The sequence below is a fragment of the Herbiconiux sp. FW305-C-125 genome, assembly GCF_058783455.1.
Genome location: NZ_JBYSYO010000005.1, coordinates 114936 through 133414 on the forward strand (window position 1 = coordinate 114936; position 18479 = coordinate 133414).

The 18479-nt window shown below is 73.1% G+C and carries 18 protein-coding genes; 12 read left to right on the forward strand and 6 right to left on the reverse strand.

Annotated elements, in window-relative coordinates; all coding sequences use genetic code 11:
- The first annotated feature begins 9 nt into the window (after nt 1-9).
- The 5 genes from AC3WLB_RS14090 (at nt 10) to AC3WLB_RS14110 (ending at nt 6273) form a co-directional block, all read left to right on the forward strand.
- Nucleotides 10-978, forward strand: a complete 969-nt coding sequence (locus AC3WLB_RS14090) for a vWA domain-containing protein (protein ID WP_492506979.1) — start codon at nt 10-12, stop codon at nt 976-978.
- A gap of 66 nt (nt 979-1044) precedes the next feature.
- On the forward strand, nt 1045-2391 hold the full coding sequence (mftD, locus tag AC3WLB_RS14095) for a pre-mycofactocin synthase MftD (protein ID WP_492506981.1): 1347 nt from the start codon (nt 1045-1047) through the stop codon (nt 2389-2391).
- Nucleotides 2392-2438: 47 nt separating this feature from the next.
- Entirely contained in the window at nt 2439-3200 is a 762-nt protein-coding gene (gene mftE / locus AC3WLB_RS14100) for a mycofactocin biosynthesis peptidyl-dipeptidase MftE (protein ID WP_492506983.1), read from the forward strand.
- Nucleotides 3197-4717, forward strand: coding sequence for a mycofactocin biosynthesis glycosyltransferase MftF (gene mftF, locus AC3WLB_RS14105; RefSeq protein WP_492506985.1), 1521 nt, complete (start codon nt 3197-3199; stop codon nt 4715-4717). Before mftE ends, mftF begins: the two co-directional genes overlap by 4 nt.
- Nucleotides 4718-4884: 167 nt before the next feature.
- The gene (locus AC3WLB_RS14110) at nt 4885-6273 is read left to right on the forward strand and encodes a sensor histidine kinase (protein ID WP_492506987.1); all 1389 of its coding nucleotides are present in this window, start codon (nt 4885-4887) and stop codon (nt 6271-6273) included.
- Nucleotides 6274-6285: 12 nt separating this feature from the next.
- On the opposite strand, the gene AC3WLB_RS14115 is transcribed toward AC3WLB_RS14110, so the two are convergent.
- A complete protein-coding gene (locus tag AC3WLB_RS14115) occupies nt 6286-6750 on the reverse strand; it encodes an anthrone oxygenase family protein (RefSeq protein ID WP_492506989.1) in 465 nt (154 codons plus the stop codon).
- A gap of 36 nt (nt 6751-6786) precedes the next feature.
- On the opposite strand from AC3WLB_RS14115, the gene AC3WLB_RS14120 reads away from it, so the two are divergent.
- Both AC3WLB_RS14120 and AC3WLB_RS14125 read left to right on the forward strand, forming a co-directional pair.
- A complete protein-coding gene (locus AC3WLB_RS14120; protein WP_492506991.1) occupies nt 6787-7443 on the forward strand; it encodes a TetR/AcrR family transcriptional regulator in 657 nt (218 codons plus the stop codon).
- Between the two features lie 9 nt (nt 7444-7452).
- On the forward strand, nt 7453-8121 hold the full coding sequence (locus AC3WLB_RS14125) for a response regulator transcription factor (protein WP_492506993.1): 669 nt from the start codon (nt 7453-7455) through the stop codon (nt 8119-8121).
- Between the two features lie 19 nt (nt 8122-8140).
- On the opposite strand, the gene AC3WLB_RS14130 is transcribed toward AC3WLB_RS14125, so the two are convergent.
- Nucleotides 8141-9016, reverse strand: a complete 876-nt coding sequence (locus tag AC3WLB_RS14130; protein ID WP_031283483.1) for a LysR substrate-binding domain-containing protein — start codon at nt 9014-9016, stop codon at nt 8141-8143.
- Nucleotides 9017-9128: 112 nt separating this feature from the next.
- On the opposite strand from AC3WLB_RS14130, the gene AC3WLB_RS14135 reads away from it, so the two are divergent.
- The gene (locus AC3WLB_RS14135) at nt 9129-10448 is read left to right on the forward strand and encodes an MFS transporter (protein ID WP_492506995.1); all 1320 of its coding nucleotides are present in this window, start codon (nt 9129-9131) and stop codon (nt 10446-10448) included.
- A gap of 113 nt (nt 10449-10561) precedes the next feature.
- Here the strand turns inward: AC3WLB_RS14135 and AC3WLB_RS14140 are convergent, their stop codons facing one another.
- The gene (locus AC3WLB_RS14140; protein WP_492506997.1) at nt 10562-11773 is read right to left on the reverse strand and encodes a geranylgeranyl reductase family protein; all 1212 of its coding nucleotides are present in this window, start codon (nt 11771-11773) and stop codon (nt 10562-10564) included.
- Nucleotides 11774-11855: 82 nt separating this feature from the next.
- Here AC3WLB_RS14140 and AC3WLB_RS14145 point away from each other — a divergent pair, with 82 nt between their 5' ends.
- Complete coding sequence (locus tag AC3WLB_RS14145; RefSeq protein WP_492506999.1) at nt 11856-12659, forward strand: oxygenase MpaB family protein; 804 nt, start codon at nt 11856-11858, stop codon at nt 12657-12659.
- On the opposite strand, the gene AC3WLB_RS14150 is transcribed toward AC3WLB_RS14145, so the two are convergent.
- Entirely contained in the window at nt 12650-13492 is an 843-nt protein-coding gene (locus AC3WLB_RS14150) for an ABC transporter ATP-binding protein (protein ID WP_492507001.1), read from the reverse strand. The two genes, AC3WLB_RS14145 and AC3WLB_RS14150, sit on opposite strands and share 10 nt — an antisense overlap.
- 132 nt (nt 13493-13624) lie before the next feature.
- Between AC3WLB_RS14150 and AC3WLB_RS14155 the strand changes: the two genes are divergently transcribed.
- Nucleotides 13625-14506, forward strand: coding sequence for a manganese catalase (locus AC3WLB_RS14155; RefSeq protein ID WP_492507003.1), 882 nt, complete (start codon nt 13625-13627; stop codon nt 14504-14506).
- 45 nt (nt 14507-14551) lie between these two features.
- Here AC3WLB_RS14155 and AC3WLB_RS14160 read toward each other — a convergent pair whose 3' ends face one another.
- Nucleotides 14552-15142, reverse strand: a complete 591-nt coding sequence (locus AC3WLB_RS14160) for a protealysin inhibitor emfourin (RefSeq protein ID WP_492507005.1) — start codon at nt 15140-15142, stop codon at nt 14552-14554.
- The gene (locus AC3WLB_RS14165; protein ID WP_492507007.1) at nt 15126-16274 is read right to left on the reverse strand and encodes a M4 family metallopeptidase; all 1149 of its coding nucleotides are present in this window, start codon (nt 16272-16274) and stop codon (nt 15126-15128) included. Before AC3WLB_RS14165 ends, AC3WLB_RS14160 begins: the two co-directional genes overlap by 17 nt.
- A 124-nt stretch (nt 16275-16398) precedes the next feature.
- On the opposite strand from AC3WLB_RS14165, the gene AC3WLB_RS14170 reads away from it, so the two are divergent.
- Both AC3WLB_RS14170 and AC3WLB_RS14175 read left to right on the forward strand, forming a co-directional pair.
- Nucleotides 16399-17940, forward strand: coding sequence for an AlkA N-terminal domain-containing protein (locus AC3WLB_RS14170; protein ID WP_492507009.1), 1542 nt, complete (start codon nt 16399-16401; stop codon nt 17938-17940).
- The gene (locus AC3WLB_RS14175) at nt 17937-18437 is read left to right on the forward strand and encodes a methylated-DNA--[protein]-cysteine S-methyltransferase (protein WP_492507011.1); all 501 of its coding nucleotides are present in this window, start codon (nt 17937-17939) and stop codon (nt 18435-18437) included. Before AC3WLB_RS14170 ends, AC3WLB_RS14175 begins: the two co-directional genes overlap by 4 nt.
- The last annotated feature ends 42 nt before the right edge of the window (nt 18438-18479 follow it).

Below are 18479 nucleotides of genomic sequence, written 5' to 3' on the forward strand. Positions count from 1 at the left end.
GACAGCCCGGTGTCGCGGCGGAGCACGGAGCCGCCGCGCGGCGCGAAACCGCTGCGCCGCAAACCCAAGCAGCTCGATGCCGACCCCACGGTGTTCGACGTGGCGGGTTCGGGATCGGGACTGGTGCTCCGCCCGCAGCCCGGCCGCGGCGGCGGCGCGGCGGCCCGCCGGCCGACCGGTTCGGGGGCAGGCTTCACCGACGACCCGGCGGCACTCATCCCGCTCGAGGACGAGGATGCGGTGCTCGACCCGGTCGTGCGGGCGCGAGCCGCGCAGATCGCGGCCCGGCTCTCGGTGCCGAAGCCCCGGGTCGACACGGCGCGCGACCGCGGCGCCGGACACTTCGCGAGCGTGCCGTACCGCGGCGGCAGCGACGACATCGACCTCGACCAGACCCTGCAGATGCTCGCCGAGCATCCGGTGCCGGACGACGAGGACATCATCGTGCGGGAGCGGGTGCGGGCGCGGCGCTCGGTGGTGCTGGCGGTCGACGTGTCGGGCTCGATGAAGGGGGAGCGGGTGCGCACGGCCGCGGCGACGGTGGGGGCGCTCGCCGCCGAGCTCGGCGCCGGCGGGCAGGACGCGCTCGCGGTGGTGGCGTTCTGGTCGGACGCGGCGGTGCTGCAGCGGCTCGGCGACCCGGTGCGGCCGATGGAGTTGCTCGACGAGATGCTGCGCATCCCGGCGCGGGGCCTCACGAACATCGCCTTCCCGTTGCAACTGGCCGCGGCGCAGCTCGCCGGCGTGCCGGAGCGCAACGCCCGGGTCATCCTGCTCTCCGACTGCGTGCACAACGCCGGGCCCGATCCGAGACCGTTCGCCGCGCGGCTGCCGCGGCTCGACGTGCTGCTCGACACGAGCGGGGAGAAGGATGTGGAGCTCGGCCGGGAACTGGCCCGGATCGGTCGCGGCGGGTTCCGGGCCATCCGCACCTTCCACGACATCGCGCCGGCGCTCGGGGAGTTGTTCCGGCGATGAGGCGTTTTGTTTTGGCACTCGGTGTCATATGGTGTCTGTAACGGTGATCACGAGGAGAGTGAGATCATGAACCCCTGGTTCGAAACGGTCGCCGAGGCGCAGCGTCGCGCGAAGAAGCGGCTGCCCTCGTCGGTGTACGGAGCCCTGGTGGCAGGGTCGGAGCGCGGCCTGACCATCGAGGACAACATCGGTGCGTTCTCCGAGCTCGGCTTCGCGCCGCATGTCGCGGGGCACAAGCCGACGCGTGACCTCGCGACATCGGTGATGGGCCTCGATCTGTCGTTCCCCGTCATGATCTCGCCGACCGGGGTGCAGGCCGTGCATCCGGACGGCGAGGTGGCGGTCGCGCGCGCCGCAGCGAACCGGGGCATCTCGATGGGGCTGTCGTCGTTCGCCTCGAAGCCGGTCGAGGAGGTGACGGCCGCGAACCCGAACACGCTCTACCAGATGTACTGGACGGGCACGCGGGATGCGATGATCCAGCGGATGGACCGTGCCCGGCGCGCGGGCGCCCGCGGCCTCATCGCCACCCTCGACTGGTCGTTCTCGAACGGGCGCGACTGGGGCTCGCCGTCGATCCCGGAGAAGCTCGACCTCAAGACCATGGTGACGTTCGCGCCGAACGTGCTCCCGCATCCGAAGTGGCTGCTGGCGTACCTGCGGCGGCGCGAGCTGCCCGACCTGACCGCCCCGAACCTGCAGCCGCCCGGCGGAGCCGCGCCGACCTTCTTCGGCGCCTACTACGAGTGGATGCAGACACCCCCGCCCACCTGGGAAGACCTGGCGTGGCTCCGCGAGGAGTGGGGCGGGCCGTTCATGCTGAAGGGCGTCACCAGGGTCGACGATGCACGACGGGCGGTGGATGCCGGGGTCACCGCCATCTCGGTGTCGAACCACGGCGGCAACAACCTCGACACGACGCCGGCGACCATCCGGATGCTGCCGTCGGTGGTCTCCGCGGTCGGTGACCAGATCGAGGTCGTGCTCGACGGCGGCGTGCGCCGCGGTGGCGACGTGGCGAAGGCCGTGGCGCTGGGGGCGAAGGCCGTGATGATCGGGCGCGCGTACCTGTGGGGGCTGGCCGCCAACGGCCAGGCCGGGGTGGAGAACGTGCTCGACATCCTGCGCGGCGGGCTCGACTCGGCCGTGCTCGGCACCGGCCACTCGTCGGTGCACGAGCTGGGGCCGGACGACCTGGTCATCCCGGCCGGGTTCACCCGCACGCTCGGCGCTGGGGGCGAGAGCGACCCGGCGGCATCTGGCGCGCCGGCGGGCGGAGCCGGCGGTGCAGCCGGGACGGAAGCGGCCGCGGCGACCGCGTCGGCCACTCCGCCCGCGCGCAAGGCGACCACGACAACGCCGCGCACCCGCACCGCCAAGCCGCTCGCGAAGGCCGAGGCCGAGCAGAAGTAGGGGGTGTGTCCGCCGGGGCGGGGGAGGATGCGGATAACGTGGAGACCGTGTCCCGACTCGATTCGCTGAGCTGGCCGGCGGTGCCATCGGGTGCGACGGTGCTGCTGCCGGTCGGGTCGACCGAGCAGCACGGACCGCACCTGCCGTTCGACACCGACACCCGGATCGCCGTGGCGGTCACCTCCCTCGTCGCCGAGCGGATGCGTGGGGCCGGTACCACCGCGATCGTCGCGCCGGCGCTGGCGTACGGCGCGAGCGGCGAGCACCAGTCGTTCGCGGGCACGACCTCGATGGGGCACGCCGCGTTGCGGGCGGTGCTGATCGAGCTGGTGCGATCGCTGTCGACCTGGGCGGAGCGGATCGTGCTCGTGAACGGTCACGGCGGCAACGTGCCGACCCTCGCGGCCGCGGTGCCGCAACTCCGCTCGGAGGGGCACGGCGTCACGTGGCTCTCGTGTTCGCTGCCGCCGGCGCAGCCGCAGCCGCTGCCGCTCTCGGGCGCCGGCCGCGGTGCCGCCGCATTCGCGGCTGATGCGCACGCGGGCCGGGTCGAGACGTCGTTGCTGTTGCACATCGCGCCGGCGACGGTCACCCTGCCGCTGCCCGAGGCGGGCAACACGCGACCGGTGACCGAGTTGCTGCCGCTCATGACCACGGGTGGGGTGGCGGCGGTGTCGCCCTCGGGCATCCTCGGCGACCCGACCGGTGCGACCGCCGAGGAGGGCCGGGCGCTGCTCGACCTGATGGCGACCAACGGCTTCCGCCGCATCAGCGCCGAGAACCCCGACGCGCGCGGGATGCTGCGGTGACCGCGCCGGTACCGGGCGCCGCCGGCTTGCCGGTCGGGAGCGTCGTGCGCCTCAACCGCCGCGTTCGGGTGAAAGACGGCGGCCGCGCGCTCATCGGCGGCGCACCGACGCGCGTGCTGTACCTCTCGGCCGCGGCGGCACGGATGTTCGAGGGGCGCGAGCTGCGCATCCGCGACCGCCCGACCGCGACCCTGGCCGACCGCCTGCTCGAAGCGGGCATCGTCGACCCTGTCGAGTCGTCGCTGCCGCCCGGCGACCTCGCCGACGTCACCTACGTCATTCCGGTGCGCGACCGCCCCGCGGCGCTGGCGCGCCTGCTGACCGCGCTCACCGGCGGTGCGCCGGTCGTCGAAGTACCCGGCGGCGGTGCATCGCGCTCGGCGTCGCGCGTCACCGGCGGCGCCAACGAGTCGGACCCCGGTCGGGGTGGAGCGGGCGGGCCACGCATCGTGGTGGTCGACGACGCGTCGGTCGACGCGGCGGCCACCGCTCGGGTCGCGGCGCGGTTCGGTGCGGAGGTGATCGCCCTGGCCGAGAACGTCGGGCCCGCCGCCGCCCGCAACGCGGGGCTGCGGGTGGTGACCACCCCGTACGTCGCGTTCGCCGATTTGGACGTGGTGGCGCATCCGGAGGCCGTCGAGACGCTGCTCACGCACTTCGCCGACCCTCGTGTGGCGCTCGTCGCACCGCGCGTGCTCGGGCTGCCGGGGGAGCGGGGGCTCAACTGGATCGGCCGCTACGAAGACGCCCGCTCCTCGCTCGACCTCGGCGAGCAGCCCGCGATCGTGCGGCAGCGCGCCCCGGTCTCGTGGGTGTCGAGCACCTTCCTGGTGGCGCGGGTCGACGCGCTCGGCGACGGGTTCAGCGCCGACATGCGGGTGGGCGAGGACGTCGACCTCGTCTGGCGCCTCGCCGACGCGGGGCTGCGGGTGCGCTACGAACCCGCAGCGACGGTCTGGCACGAGCACCGCACGACCGTGCGGGCGTGGCTGGCGCGCAAGGCGTTCTACGGCACCGGTGCGCATCCGCTCGCCGAGCGGCACCCGCACGACATCGCGCCGGCCGTGCTCGCCCCGTGGAGCGCCGCGGTCGTGGCCGCATTGCTCGCGCAGCGGAAGTGGTCGGTGCCGGTCGCGCTCGCGATCAGCGCGGTCACGGTCTGGCGGCTGGCGGGGAAGCTCGGCAAGAGCGAGCATCCGGTGCGCGTCGCCGCCGGGCTCACCGCGAACGGGCTGCTGGCCTCGCTCGTGCAGGCGATGGCCCTGCTGCTGCGGCACTGGTGGCCGGCGGTGGCGATCGGATGCCTGTTCTCGCGTCGGCTCCGGCGCGCCGTGCTGGTGGCGCACCTGGTCGACGTCGCGATCGAGCACCGGCGCACCCGGGTGCGGCTCGATCCGCTGCGGTTCGGGCTCGCGCGTCGCCTCGACGACCTCGCCTACGGCGCGGGCGTGTGGGTGAGCGCGTTGCGCGGCCGCTCCTGGGGGGCGCTGCTGCCCGACATCCGCCGCCACCGCTGAGGCGCGGCCGAGCCGAGGGGGCCCAGGAGCAGCTCCGAGGAGAGAGGAGGGGGGATAACCCCCGTGCCGGTTCGTGAGGGGGCCGGATGGGCTGGGCGCGGCGGCTTCGCGAGGCTGGAGATCAGCCAGAACCGGTCGAGGTGCTGGGATGATCGAAGGGAAACGCCATGACCATGACCATGACCGAGAGCGATGAGATCGTGGCCCCACCCGACCGCCCCCGCGGCACCCTGTACGGCCGCCTGTGGCGGGGTGTGCCCCGCGAACTCGGATTCCTCCTGCCGACGCTGCCGATCGTGATCGCCGGGTTCGTGACGCTCGTCACGCTGTTCAGCACCGGCGTCAGCACCCTGATCATCATGGTCGGGTTCTTCCTGCTCGTGGCGACGATGTGGGTGGCCCGGGCGTTCGGCGCCCTCGAGGTGCGGCGGCTGGCGGCAGCGGGGTTTCCCGCTATCGCGTCGCCCGAGTGGCGCGTGGCCGCCGGCGGGGGCTGGTTCGCGCGCCTGTTCGGGGTGTTCCGCAACGGGCACTACTGGCTCGCGCTGCTGCACGGGATGATCAACTTCGTGGTGGGGGTGGCGACCTGGACCATCACGATCGTCTGGGCCGCGACCGCCCTCGGCGGGCTGACCTACTGGTTCTACAGCCGCTGGATCCCGGAAGGGGATCGCGAGTGGAGCTTGTTCAGCGTCATCGCGGACTTCTTCGTGCCGGGCGCCGACACCGCCTCCGCGGTGGGTCAGCGGCTGGGCGACAACATCGTGCTGTTCGTGGCGGGTGTGATCGCCCTCGCCACGCTGCCGTTCGTGACGCACGGGCTGGTGTCGATCCATCAGGCGATCGCGCGCGGGCTGCTCGGCCCGTTCCGGTCGGATGCGCTGCGTCGCGAGGTGCTCGAACTCTCCGCTTCGCGCGGTGACGCGGTGGCCGCCGAAGGGCATTCGTTGCGCCGGCTCGAGCGCGACATCCACGACGGTCCGCAGCAGCGCCTCGTGCGTCTGCAGATGGATCTCGCCGCCGCCGGACGCCAGCTCGACGGCGATCCGGACCAGGCGCGGCGGCTGATCGACGAAGCGATGACCCAGTCACGGGAGGCTCTCGACGAGCTGCGGGCACTCTCGCGTGGCTTCGCGCCGCCGATTCTGCTCGATCGGGGACTCGTCGCCGCCCTCGAGTCGGCGGCGGTGCGCAGCGCGGTGCCCACGCGGGTGCTGAGCACGATGCCGGAGGGACTGCGTGCTCCGGAGGAGATCGAGCGCAACGCCTACTTCGTGGCGAGCGAGGCGCTCGCGAACGTGGCGAAGCACGCGGGGGCGCGGGCGGTGGAGGTGCGCGTCGGAGTGCGGGGCCCGGCTGCCGGCGGCGATCCCTCCTGGCTCGACCTGACCGTGACCGACGACGGGCACGGGGGCGCGACGGCTCGCGAGGGCCACGGGCTGGAGGGCCTGGCTCAGCGGGTGCGGGGCGTCGGGGGAGTGCTCGAGGTGACGAGTCCGGCGGGCGGTCCGACCGTGATCGCGGCGCACCTCCCGTTCACGCAGGCACCCGCCTGAGGCCTCGTCCCGTCACGCGTGATCGAGGGCGAAGGCCACGAGCGCCAGGGCGAAGGCGAGCACCGCGGCCGTCGACCGGAAGACGTCGATGCGTTCCCAGCGACGCACGACGTCTTTCCAGTCGGCGGGTGGCGCATCCGGGGTCCAATCGTTCACCCGGATGTTGATCGGCACCGTTCCGAGGAACGAGAAGCCGAGGAAGGCCACCAGCGCGGCGAGTGCGGCCCAGCGCACCGCGGCGCCCGGGCCGGCACCGCCCGCCACGAGGGCGGCGACGGCGAGCACGACGGTGGGCGCCATGAGGGCCGGCACCAGGATGCGCAGCCGGCGCACGAGCGCTTGGCGCGCGAGCACATGGGGCAGGTCGGGCAGGGCGGAGAGCGCGGGCTGGACGCCGTAGCGCACGACGAACTCCTCTCCGGCCAGCAGTCCCGCGAAGACGAGTGCGACGAGTTCGATGACGATGACGGCGTTCATGTGGATAGCCTACCTGCCGACCGGTAGGCTGATGACATGAATGCAGACACGAAGCGATCGGGGCCGCAGACCCGCGCCGAGATCCAGCAGGTCGCGCTCGACCTGTTCAGTTCGCGCGGCTACGACGCGACGTCGCTCCGCGAGATCGCCGAGCGGGTGGGCATCACCAAGGCGTCGCTGTACTACCACTTTCGCAGCAAGGAGGAGATCGTCGCCTCCGTATTGGGGTCGCGGGGTGACGAGGCCGCGGAGCTGCTCGACTGGGTGCGCGCCCAGCCTCCCAGCACTGACCTGCTCGAACAGGCGGTGCTGCGCTGGGTGGACTCCCACACGGGCGAGAAGCTGCGCGGCATCCGCTTCGTGACGGCCAATCCCGGACTGATGCGCGCGATCTCGCGCGACGCCGGTGGGCCCATCCGTGATGCACTCACCGGGGTGGCGGAGCTCTTGGCCGAACGGGCCGGCCAGGGAGACGTCGAGCCGGCGCCCGATCCGGAGCGGGTGCTGCTCGTGCGGATGGCCCTGCTCAGCATCAACGCCGCCGTGGCCGCGTCGGCGGGGGCGGAGTTCGGCGACGAGGAGATCCTGTCGGCGGCGCGGGCGGGGGCGCTCGGGATCGTGTCGCAACTGCGGGAGGCGCCGGGCGAGCGGACGGGCGCGGCTGCGGAGACGCCGGATCGCCCGTCCGTCTAGGCTGAGCGGATGAGCTCGCCCCAGACGTCGTCGCCCGGGCTGCGCGTCGTGGTCGCCGACGACTCGGTGCTGCTGCGCGAAGGACTCGTGCGGGTGCTCGCCGAGACCGGGGTCGAGGTGGTCGGCGCGTACGGCGACGGCGACGCGCTGCTCGCGGCGCTCGCCGACACGACGCCCGACCTCGCCGTGCTCGACGTGCGGATGCCGCCCACGTTCCGTGACGAGGGTGTGCGCGCGGCGATCCGGGCGCGCGAGCTACGGCCCGGGATGGGCATCCTGCTGCTCTCGCAATATGTCGAGGTCACCTACGCCCAGGAGCTGCTCGCCGCCGGCGCCGGCGGCATCGGGTACCTGCTGAAGGACCGGGTGGCGTCGCTCGACGAGCTGGACGACGCGGTGCGCCGCATCGCCGCGGGCGGAACCGTGCTCGATCCCGAAGTCGTGGGGCAGCTGCTCGGGCGGCGGCACGATCCGCTCGAGACGCTGACGCCTCGCGAGCACGAGGTGCTCGCGCTGATGGCCGAAGGGCGCACCAACGTGGCCATCGCGGCGCGCCTCGTGATCGGCGTCGGCGCGGTGGAGAAGAACGTGACCTCGATCTTCCAGAAGCTCGGTCTCGACGACTCGGGCACCGACCACCGCCGCGTGCTCGCGGTGCTCACCTGGCTGCAGCGCTGACGCGCCCTGCCCCACGCGCTCAGGCGCCCGTGCGGGAGAGGGCGCGACCCAGGATGGCGGAGGAGAGCGCCTCGACGGGCTCGGTCGGCGCCGCCGGATTCGCGAGCAGCGTGAAGTCGACCTCACCGAGGTCGGGGAGGTCGAACTTGTTGCTCACCTTCACCAGGTCGTCGGGGATGAGCGTGTGCGGGAACGCCGCCACCCCGATGCCCGCCCGCACCGCCGCGAGCACCCCGTTCACCTCGCGGGTGTTGCAGGTGATGCGCCAGGTGCGCCCGGCCGCCTCGAGCGCGTCGATCGCCACCTGCCGGCTGATCGACGGCGCCTGGTAGGCGATCATCGGCACGGGCTCGCCGGGTTCGATGATCGTCTTCTCCTCCGCGATCCACACCATCGTGTCGCGCCGCACCACCCGGCCGATCTCCGGGATCGCGGCGTCGGGCGCATCCGGGATCTGTTTGATGAAGATGAGGTCGAGCCGCCCTGCCTTCAACTGGCGGTAGAGCGGCAGGCTCTGGTTGACGGTGAGCTCGAGGTTGATCTGCGGGTAGAGCTGCCGGAAGTGCCGCAGGATGCGCGGCAACTGGGTGATGGCGAGGTCGTCGGCGGCGCCGAAGCGGAGCCGCCCGCGCATCGCCGATCCGGTGAAGTAGCTGTCGGCGGCCGCGTGCGCGGCGAGGATGCTGCGGGCGAACCCGGCCATCGCGTCGCCGTTGTCGGTGAGCGTGACCACGCGGGTGTCGCGGGCGATCAGGAGGCGCCCGGAGGCGGTCTCGAGCTTCCGAACCTGCTGGCTCACCGTCGGCTGGCTGAGCCCGAGCTGCGCCGCCGCCCGGGTGAAACTGTGCGTCTCGGCGACGGCGAGGAAGGTCTTCAGGAGCACGGGGTCGAACATCGAGGCATCCACTCATTCGAAAAGCCAATAGGACTTATAGCTCCAATTTACTCTCGGAATGGATGCCGCAGCCCTACCGTTGTAGGAGACGAACTATCTATCAGGAACCGATGTGACCGCGACACTGAACGACTACCCCAAGACCGAACCCATCTCCATCCAGAGCTCACCGCCCCCGTGGCGCCACACCCTCGTCTCCCTCTCGGTGCGCAACTACCGCATCTTCGCCATGACGAACCTCGTGGCCATGACCGCGGTGTGGATGCAGCGCATCGCCCAGGACTGGCTGGTGCTCCAGCTCTCCGGCAGCGTCACCGCCGTGGGCATCACCGTCGCCCTGCAATTCGCACCGATGCTGGTGTTCGGGCTGGTGGGCGGGGTGATCGTCGACCGGTACCCCAAGCGCCTGCTGCTCATGATCACGCAGACCGCCGCGGTGTTCACGAGCCTCGCGCTCGCCATCCTCACCCTCACCGGAACGGTGCAGGTGTGGCACATCTACCTCGTGGCCGTGGTGCTCGGCTTCGTCACCGTGGTCGACAACCCGGCCCGGCAGGTGTTCACGAACGAGCTGGTCGGGCCGCAGTACCTCCGCAACGCGATCAGCCTCAACTCGTCGATGTTCCAGCTCGGCGGCCTGATCGGGCCGGCGGTGAGCGGGGCGCTGCTGGTGGCGGTGGGCGCCGGCTGGTCGTTCGGCATGAACGCCGTCGCGTGCGCGTTGGTCGTGTTCGCGTTGAGCCGGCTGCGCGTGAGCGAGCTGTTCCCGTCGCCCGTCGCGGCGCGGGCCAAGGGGCAGTTGGTCGAGGGCATCCGCTACGTTCGGGGCAAGCCGGCCATCTTCTGGACGATCGTCATCCTCGCGGTGCTCGCTGTGTTCTCGCAGAACATGCCCGTGATCCTCGCCGCCTACGCGAGCGAGGTGTTCGACGCGGGGCCCGGCGGGTACGGGCTGTTCAACACACTGGTGGCCGTGGGTGCGCTGACCGGCGCGCTGCTGTCGACCCGGCGGCGGGTGGTGCGGTTGCGCACCGTGGTCGGGCTCGCCGGCGTCTACGGGCTGCTGCAGGCGGCGAGCGGGTGGATGCCCACCGAGTGGGCGTTCGGAGCGGCGCTCGTGCTCGTGGGCTTCGGCTGGCTGATGTTCATCACCTGCGCGAACGCGCTGGTGCAGATGTCGTCGAACACGGCGATCCGCGGGCGGGTGATGTCGCTGTACGTGCTGGTGCTGCTCGGCGGGCAGTCGGTGGGTGGGCCGATGATGGGCTGGGTGGTTGAGCACTTCGGTGCCCAGGCGGGCATGGTGCTCTCGGGTGCGGTGCCGGCGCTGGCGGCCGCGGTGATCGCGGTGCTGATCGCGCGCCGCGCCGAACTGCGGGTGCGGGTGAGTCTGCGGCGGCGGGAGCCGCTCGTGGCGGTCGTCGCGCGCTGAGCCGCGGCCGCCCGCGGCGGTGCGCTGCGGGCGGGCTGCGGGCTGTCGGCTGTCGGCGTCGCTGCGCGCAGGCGTCGGCGCCGCGCGGGTTCGGTGGGCCGGGCGGATGCGCGTCAGCGCGCCGCGGGGGAGCGGCCCGCGAGGGTGCGCACGATCCGCATCGCCCAGCGGTGGCGGGCGAAGCGCGCGAGCGTGGTGTCGCCGCGGCAGAAGCGCACGAAGTACCGTGCGCCGCGCCGGGTGCGGAGCAGGCTGTGCACCAGCCCGCGATGCCGCTCGAACGCACGGAGGATCACGGCGCCCGCGCGTTGTTCGGCGCCGAGTTCGGCGTCGACCCGTGCCGCGTAGGCGTCGAGCGGGTCGGGTGCTTGCACGGCGGCGGCGGCCGCCTCGCCCGCCCAGGCGCCGGAGCGGAGGGCGAACGAGATGCCCTCCCGCGTCCACGGTTCGAGCAGGCCGGCGGCGTCACCCGCCACGATCACCCGGCCACGGCGGAGCGGGGAGGTGTCGGTGCGCCACTGGGTGAGGTGTCCGGACGAGTGCAGCGTCGTCGCGTCGGCCAGCCCCAGCTGGGCGCGCCAGGCGGCGAGGTAGTCGCGCGTCGCATCCGGAGCCCCCTTGCGCTGGATCACCCCGACCGTCAGCGAGTCGGCCTTGGGGAAGACCCAGGCGTAGCTGCCGGATGCACCGCCCCAGTCGAGGTGGACGGTGTCGCGCCAGCGGGTCTCGTCGGCGGGCATCGCGATCTCGTCCTCGAGGCCGAGGTCGATGCCACCCGGCACGACCCCCACGTAGCGGCCGACCCGGCCGCCCGTGCCGTCGGCGCCGATCACCACCCTGGCGCGCACGCTGCCGACGGTGGTGCGCACGGTGACCAGCGAGTCGGACTCGCTGATCTCCCGCACCGCGACGCCGTCGACGAATCGGGCCCCGGCGGCCTGAGCGGCGGTGACGAGTGCCTGGTCGAACTCGATGCGGCGGACCATCGCGAGGTAGGGCGTGCGGCTGCGGAGCCGCATCCTGCGGGTGAACCCCGATGTGATCACGGCATCGCCCACGCGGGTCTCGACCGTGGCGCGCGCCGCATCGGGGATGAGCCGCAGCGACTCGCCCAGCAGTCCGCCCCCGCACGTCTTGTAGCGCGGGAACGCGGCGCGGTCGAGCAGCAGCACGCGTGCCCCGCCCTCGGCGGCCGTGCGGGCGGCACTCGCTCCGGCGGGGCCGGCGCCGACCACGAGGACGTCCCACACCGTCGCCGCCCAGTCGGCGGTGGTGTCGGCGGTGGTGTCGGCGACCTGCGGGTCGCTGGCGGAGTGGGCGGGCACGCGTCCAGGCTAGCCGCCGACGCCCTGCGCTGCCTGTGGCCGAGGCCGGGCGCCGGTGGAGGGGCGGTGGTAGCGTCGCTGCATGCTGACGCTCGCCGACGTGGCGCCCGAGGGTGTGCTGCTCGCGGGCGCAGGGCGGGCGATTCTGCTGCAGATCGCGCATCCGGCCATCGGCTACGGCGTCGCTAGGCACAGCGACTTCGCGAACCGCCCGATGGACCGCCTCAACGCCACCCTCAGCTACATCTACGCCCTCTCGAACGGCTCCGACGACGACGCGCGCATCATGCGCCGCGCCGTCAATCGCGCCCACGCCCCGGTGCGCAACCCGCCGCGCGGCGCCGCCCCAGGAGCAGCCGCGCCCGCCGGCGACCCGCCGTACGACGCGCGCGACCCGGCCCTCCAGCTGTGGGTCGCGGCCACCCTCTACGACACCGCGCTCACCGTCTACGAGCGGGTCTACGGTCCGCTCGACGACGCCTCCGCCGAGCACGTCTACCGCGAGTACGCGCGCCTCGGCACCGCGCTGCAGATGCCCGCCGAGTTGTGGCCGCCCGACCGTGCCGCCTTCCGCGCCTACTGGAACGAGACGGTGGCGACGCTGCGGGTCGACGACACGATCCGCGGGGTGGCGGATGCGCTCCTCCGCGCCGAGAAGGCGGCGTGGCCCATTCGCGTGGCGATGCCCACGGCCCGGTTGGTCACCGTCGCCCTGCTGCCGGAGACGGTTCGCCAGGAGTACCGCTTCGCCTGGTCGGCGCAGCGCGACCGCCGCTTCGAGCGCCTCGTGCGGGTCGCGGCACCCGTGTACCGGGTGCTGCCGCGCTCGCTGCGGCGCTGGCCGCAGCGGTACTACCTGGCGCGCATCCGCAGCCGCTACGCCTGATCGCCGGCCGTGCGGTGTGCGGCCGAGCGCGCATGCCAGCGCCCGTGGCGATGCTCGATCTCGATGGGGTGGTCGAAGCATGAGGTCACGTGCTCGGTGGTGAGCACCTCGGTCGCCCGCCCGATCTCGGTGACGCGACCCGCGGCGAGCAGAACGGCGTGCGTGGTGCTCGAGGGCAGCTCTTCGAGGTGATGGGTGACGAGCACCGACGCGAGCGACGGATGCGCCACCCGCACCCGGTCGACCGTCTCGAGCAGCTGCTCGCGGGCGGCCACGTCGAGGCCGGTCGACGGTTCGTCGAGCAGCAGCAGCTCGGGGTCGGTCATGAGCGCCCGGGCGATGAGGGTGCGACCGCGTTCGCCCTGCGACAGCGTCGTCCACGGCTCGTCGGCCTTCCCGTCGAGGCCGAGCAGGTGCACGTAGTCGTCGGCGCGCTCGAGTTCGGCCCGCGTCGGCACCCAGCGCGGCACGAGCTCGACGGTGCCGGTGAGCCCGGTGAGTACCACGTCGCGGATGGTGAGCGGCGAGCCGAGCGGATGACGCGGATTCACGTGCCCGATCGACCGCCGCAGCGCCTGCAACTCGACCCGCCCGATGCGGTGCCCGAGCACGAACACCTCACCCGCGGTCGGGTGCTGCAGCGCCCCGCACAGGCTGAGAATGGTGCTTTTGCCCGCCCCGTTCGGGCCGATCAGCGCCCAGTGCTCACCCGGCCGCACCACGAAGTCGATGTCGTCGAGGATGACGCGGCCATTGCGCACGAACCGCACCCCGCGCAGCTCGAGCACGGTGTCGGGCGACGCGGCGGATGCGGTGGGCGAGTCGGCGTGCATCCGTCCATTCTCCCGCGTGCGCGTCCTACTCCCGATGCGGGAGCCTGTCCAGCCCCTCGCCGGCCGCGAGCCCGGTCGTAGGTTCGCGACCATGCGGTCGCCGTCCGGGTGGCCCGGAGTGGAGAGTCACCGATGTTCTTCCATCGACAGGAATTGCAGTTCAAGGCGTCGCCGTCGAAGCCCGATGCCGTGTATGCGCGGCGGCTGCAGGAGGTGCTCGGCGGTCAGTACGGCGAGATCTCGGTGGCCATGCAGTACGGCTTCCAGGCGTGGAACGCCCACAAGCCCGGCAAGTACCGGGATCTGCTCTACGGCATCGGCGCTGAGGAGTTCGGGCACGTGGAGATGCTCGCCATCATGATCGCGCAGCTGCTGGAGAAGGCGCCGGTGGAGCAATCGGAGGCCGCGATGGCGGCCGACCCGGTGCTGGGCGCCGTGATCGGTGGCACCGACGTGCAGGCGGCGATCGTGGCCGGTGCCGGCGCGCGGCCGGTCGACAGCAACGGCAACCCGTGGCAGGGTTCGTACGTCACCGCCAGCGGCAACCTGCTGGCCGACTTCACGGCCAACGCGAACGCCGAGATGCAGGGTCGCGTGCAGGCGGCGCGCCTGTACAACATGACCGACGACAAGGGCGTGCGCGATCTGCTGTCCTTCCTCATCGCCCGCGACACCATGCACCAGAATCAGTGGCTGGCCGCCATCGCCGAGTTGCAGGCCGAGGGCACCGAGAAGCTGCCGGTGCCGGGCAACTTCCCGCTCAGCCAGGAGCAGCGCGATGTCGCGTACGAGTACATCAACTTCTCCGACGGAGCCGCTGCCGCGGAGGGATCGTGGGCGTCGGGGCCGACACCCGACGGCCGGGGGGAGTTCAGCTACCGCGACGGCCCCGAGACCTCCGTGCCGATGCCGCCGCCCACCCAGCCCGACCCGCGCTTCTACGGCACCGACGCGAAGCCGAACGTGGTCGACAAGGCGGAGGGTGTCGTGAAGGACAAGCTCAGCACGAAGTGACGGATGCGCGGGGTGCCTGCCGCCGAATCCGGCGTGAGGCGTCGCTCAGCGGCGTGGTTCGGCGTGCCCGGCGTCTTTGACGCGGTCGACGAGGTCGCGCCACGGGCCGTCGAGGCGTTGCTCAGGTACGCGGGCGTCGCGCTCCTCGGCGCTCGGCAGGAAGACGCGGATCGTGTAGACGAACCGGTCGGCGCCGCCGACGGTGGCGGTGGCGGTGGCGCCGGGTGCGTCGCCCGGCTCGGGGGCATCCCAGGGGCAGGACTCGACGAGGGCGAGCCAGGAGTCGACGTCCGCCTCCGCCGAGGCGGTCACGGTCCACCGCGGGCCGGTGCCGAGCAGGCCGCCGGAGCGCGCGACCGTTATCCGCAGCTCGCTCCCGGCGGCGTCTGAGTCGTCCCCGGTCGCCGGCTCGCTGCCGGCGGAGTCTGAGTCGTCCCCCGTCGCCGGCCTGCTGCCGGGCGCCGCCTCGGTCGCTGCGCCGCCGCGGTGCGGTTCCACGCCCCTAGCCGCAGCCGCCGCCGCGCCGCCGCGGTGCGAGCCCGCGCCCCTGGCCGCAGCCGCCGCCGCGCCGCCGGTCGCCTGCTCGGCGCCGCGCGCCGCGCCGAGCGGGGCGGGGTCGTCATCGTGGGTCGTCATCACTCCTCACGCCCACGGTACGCCATGCCCTGTGGATCGCCGAGGCCTCGGTCGACTCCGCCCCGAACCGCGCGTGTGCGGCCGTCACGGTCGCCGCCGCGAACTCCGAGAAGGTGGCTCGCGGTGACACGGGTGCCGGTGCGCCCGGTGCCCCCACGAGCGCGTCGTACCAGACCCGCCCGGCGCGTTCCCAGGCGAAGCCGCCGAGCTCTGTGGCGGCCAGCGCGAACGCCCGGTTCGGGATGCCCGAGTTCAGGTGCACCCCGCCGTTGTCGTCACGCGTGTCGACGTACCCCGCCATGTCGGCCGGCTGCGGGTCTTTGCCCAGCACGTCGTCGTCATACGCGGTTCCCGGCTCCGACATGGAGCGCAGCGCCCGGCCCTGCACCGCCTCGGTGAACAGGCCCTCGCCGATCAGCCAGCTCGCCTCCTCCGCCCGCTGCCCGCGCTGATGCTGCTCCACGAGCGCCCCCAGCACGTCGGAGAACGACTCGTTCAACGCGCCCGACTGCCCCTCGTAGACCAGCCCGGCGGTGTACTGCGTCACGCCGTGGGCGAGCTCGTGCCCGATCACCGAGAGCGACGCCGTGAACCGGCCGAACACCTCGCCGTCACCGTCGCCGAACACCATGCGCTCACCATCCCAGAACGCGTTGTCGTAGTCGCGGCCGTAGTGCACGGTGGCCAGGAGCGGCAGTCCGGCGCCGTCGACCGAGTCCCGACCGAACACCTCGAGCAACAGCGCGTAGGTGGCGCCGAGCCCCTCGAACGCCTCGTTGACGGCGACGTCGTCGGCCGGCGCATCCGTCTCGTCGCGCACCGGGCGGCCGGGCAGCGACTCGGCGTTGCCGGCGTCGAAGATCGTGCGCCGCACGGTGGGCGTGGCGGCCGCCCGCACCGACGCCGGTGCCGCCGGCGTGGCGACCGCCGCCCGCTCCCGCTCGACGCGCAGCGCCGGGTCGGCCAGCAACGACCGCCGTGCCGCCTCCGCCGCCCGCGGCATGCCGTGCGCGTCGGCCTCGGCGAGCCGCGCCAGGAGGTAGGGCGGCACGATGAACCCTGGCCGAGCGGGCACCGAACCCGTGGCCGGGCGGTGGAGTGCGGATGCGGGTGGTCGCGTCGAGGAGGGCATGCGTCGACCCTACGGCGGCCCTCCGACACTGCACCGTCGCTGCTGCACCACCGCTGCACCGCCGCTGAACTGCGATGTCCGATTTCCGCCAGAGGGTGTCGGTGGAGCGTGTCAGACTCGATCCATGGACTTCGACGAACGGTACCGGATCATCGCCTCCCGCGATGCCCGCTTCGACGGTCAGTTCATCACGGCCGTGCAGTCGACCGGCATCTACTGCCGGCCGAGCTGCCCGGCCCGCACCCCCAAGGCGTCGAACGTCACGTTCTACGAGACGAGCGCCGCCGCACACGAGGCCGGCTACCGCGCCTGCAAGCGCTGCCTGCCGGAGGCCGTGCCCGGCACGCCCGCCTGGAACCTCCGCGACGACCTCGCCGCCCGCGCGATGCGCCTGATCGGCGACGGCGTCGTGGAGCGCGAAGGCGTCGAGGGACTCTCGCGCCGGCTCGGGTACTCCTCGCGGCATCTCACGCGCGTGCTCACGCAGGAGCTCGGCGCCGGGCCGCTGGCGCTCTCGCGGGCGCACCGCGCGCAGACGGCGCGCACGCTCCTCACCTCGACCGACCTGCCGATGGGCGACATCGCCTTCGCAGCCGGGTTCGCGAGCATCCGCCAGTTCAACGAGACCGTGGGGGAGGTGTTCGAACTGACGCCCAGCGAGATCCGGGCCCGGCAGTCGCGGGCGAACGCCGCCGCGCCGGGCACCATCGAACTCGCCCTGCCGTACCGTGAGCCGTTCGATGCGGCCGGGGTGTTCGCGTGGCTCGCCGCACGGGCGATCCCCGGTGTCGAGATCGCGACGGCCGACTCCTACACCCGGTCGCTGGCCCTGCCGGGCGGTCCGGCGTGGTTCACCGTCCGGCACAACGGCGGGCGTCTGCTGCTGGCTGCGCACCTCACCGCCCTGGGCGACCTGCCGGTGCTGGTGGCGCGCATCCGCCGGCTCTTCGATCTCGACGCCGACCCGGTCGCGATCGACACCGCGCTCGCCGACGCGGGGCGTGAGGCGCTCGACGCGCCGCGCCGCGCGCTCGCGGATTCGGTGGCGGCGACGCCCGGCATCCGCCTGCCGGGTGCGGTGGATGCGCACGAGATGCTGTTCCGCGCCATCATCGGCCAGCAGATCACCGTCGCCGCCGCACGCACGCTGCTGCACCGGCTCGCGGTGGCCGCAGGGTCGCCGTTCGATGCGGGTGCGTCCGTCGACCAGGGAGGGGTGCCGACACTGCTCTTCCCGACTGCGGCGCAGGTCGCCGAGCATGCCGGGCACGTGCTGACCGGGCCGCGCGCGAAGATCGCGACGGTCGTCGCGGTGGCGGAAGCACTCGCCGCCGGGGAGCTCGAGCTCTCGGCCGGCGACGACTCCGCCGAGTTGCGCCGTCGGCTCGTCGCGCTCCCGGGAATCGGCGACTGGACCGCAGGCTACCTGGCCATGCGCGTGCTCGGCAGCCCGGATGTGCTCCTCACCGGCGACGTCGCCGTGCGCACCGGTGCCCGTGCCCTCGGGTTCCCGGATGCGCCGCGCGCGCTGGCCGGCTGGGCCGCGTCGTACGCACCCTGGCGTTCCTACCTGTGCCTCCACCTCTGGCGCGCAGCCGCCCCACCGCCGCGTGGCCCCGTCGTATCCGCCACCACCGCCCCCGCCTCGAAGGAGATCCCCGCATGACCGCCATCGTCCAGTTCGTCGACACCCCCGACGGTCCGTTCGGCATCGTCGCCGACGAGGACGGGCGTGTGCTCGCGTCGGGGTGGACCGCCGAGGCGGCCGCCCTGCTCGCGCGGCTCACCCCGAGCATCCGGCCCGCCGCGGTCGAACCCGGTGAGGTCGCTGCCGCCGATGCGGTGCGTGCCTACTACGCGGGCGACCTCGCCGCGATCGACGGCGTCGAGGTGCTGCAGAGCGGCGGCGAGTTCCACCTGCTCGGGTGGCGCCGGCTGCGCTCGATCGCGCCCGGGCAACCGCTCACCTACCAGGAGTTCGCGGCCGCGCTCGACCGCCCCACCGCTGTTCGTGCCGCCGCAAGCGCCTGCGCCCGCAACGCGCCGGCCCTCTTCGTGCCCTGCCACCGGGTGCTCCGCAGCAACGGAGCGATGGGCGGATTCGCGTGGGGCGTCGACGTGAAGCGTTCGCTCCTCGCGCGCGAGGCCGCGCAGGCCGCGTAGCCGCGCAGGCGCGTAGGCCGCGCAGGCGGCGCGTCCCGCCTG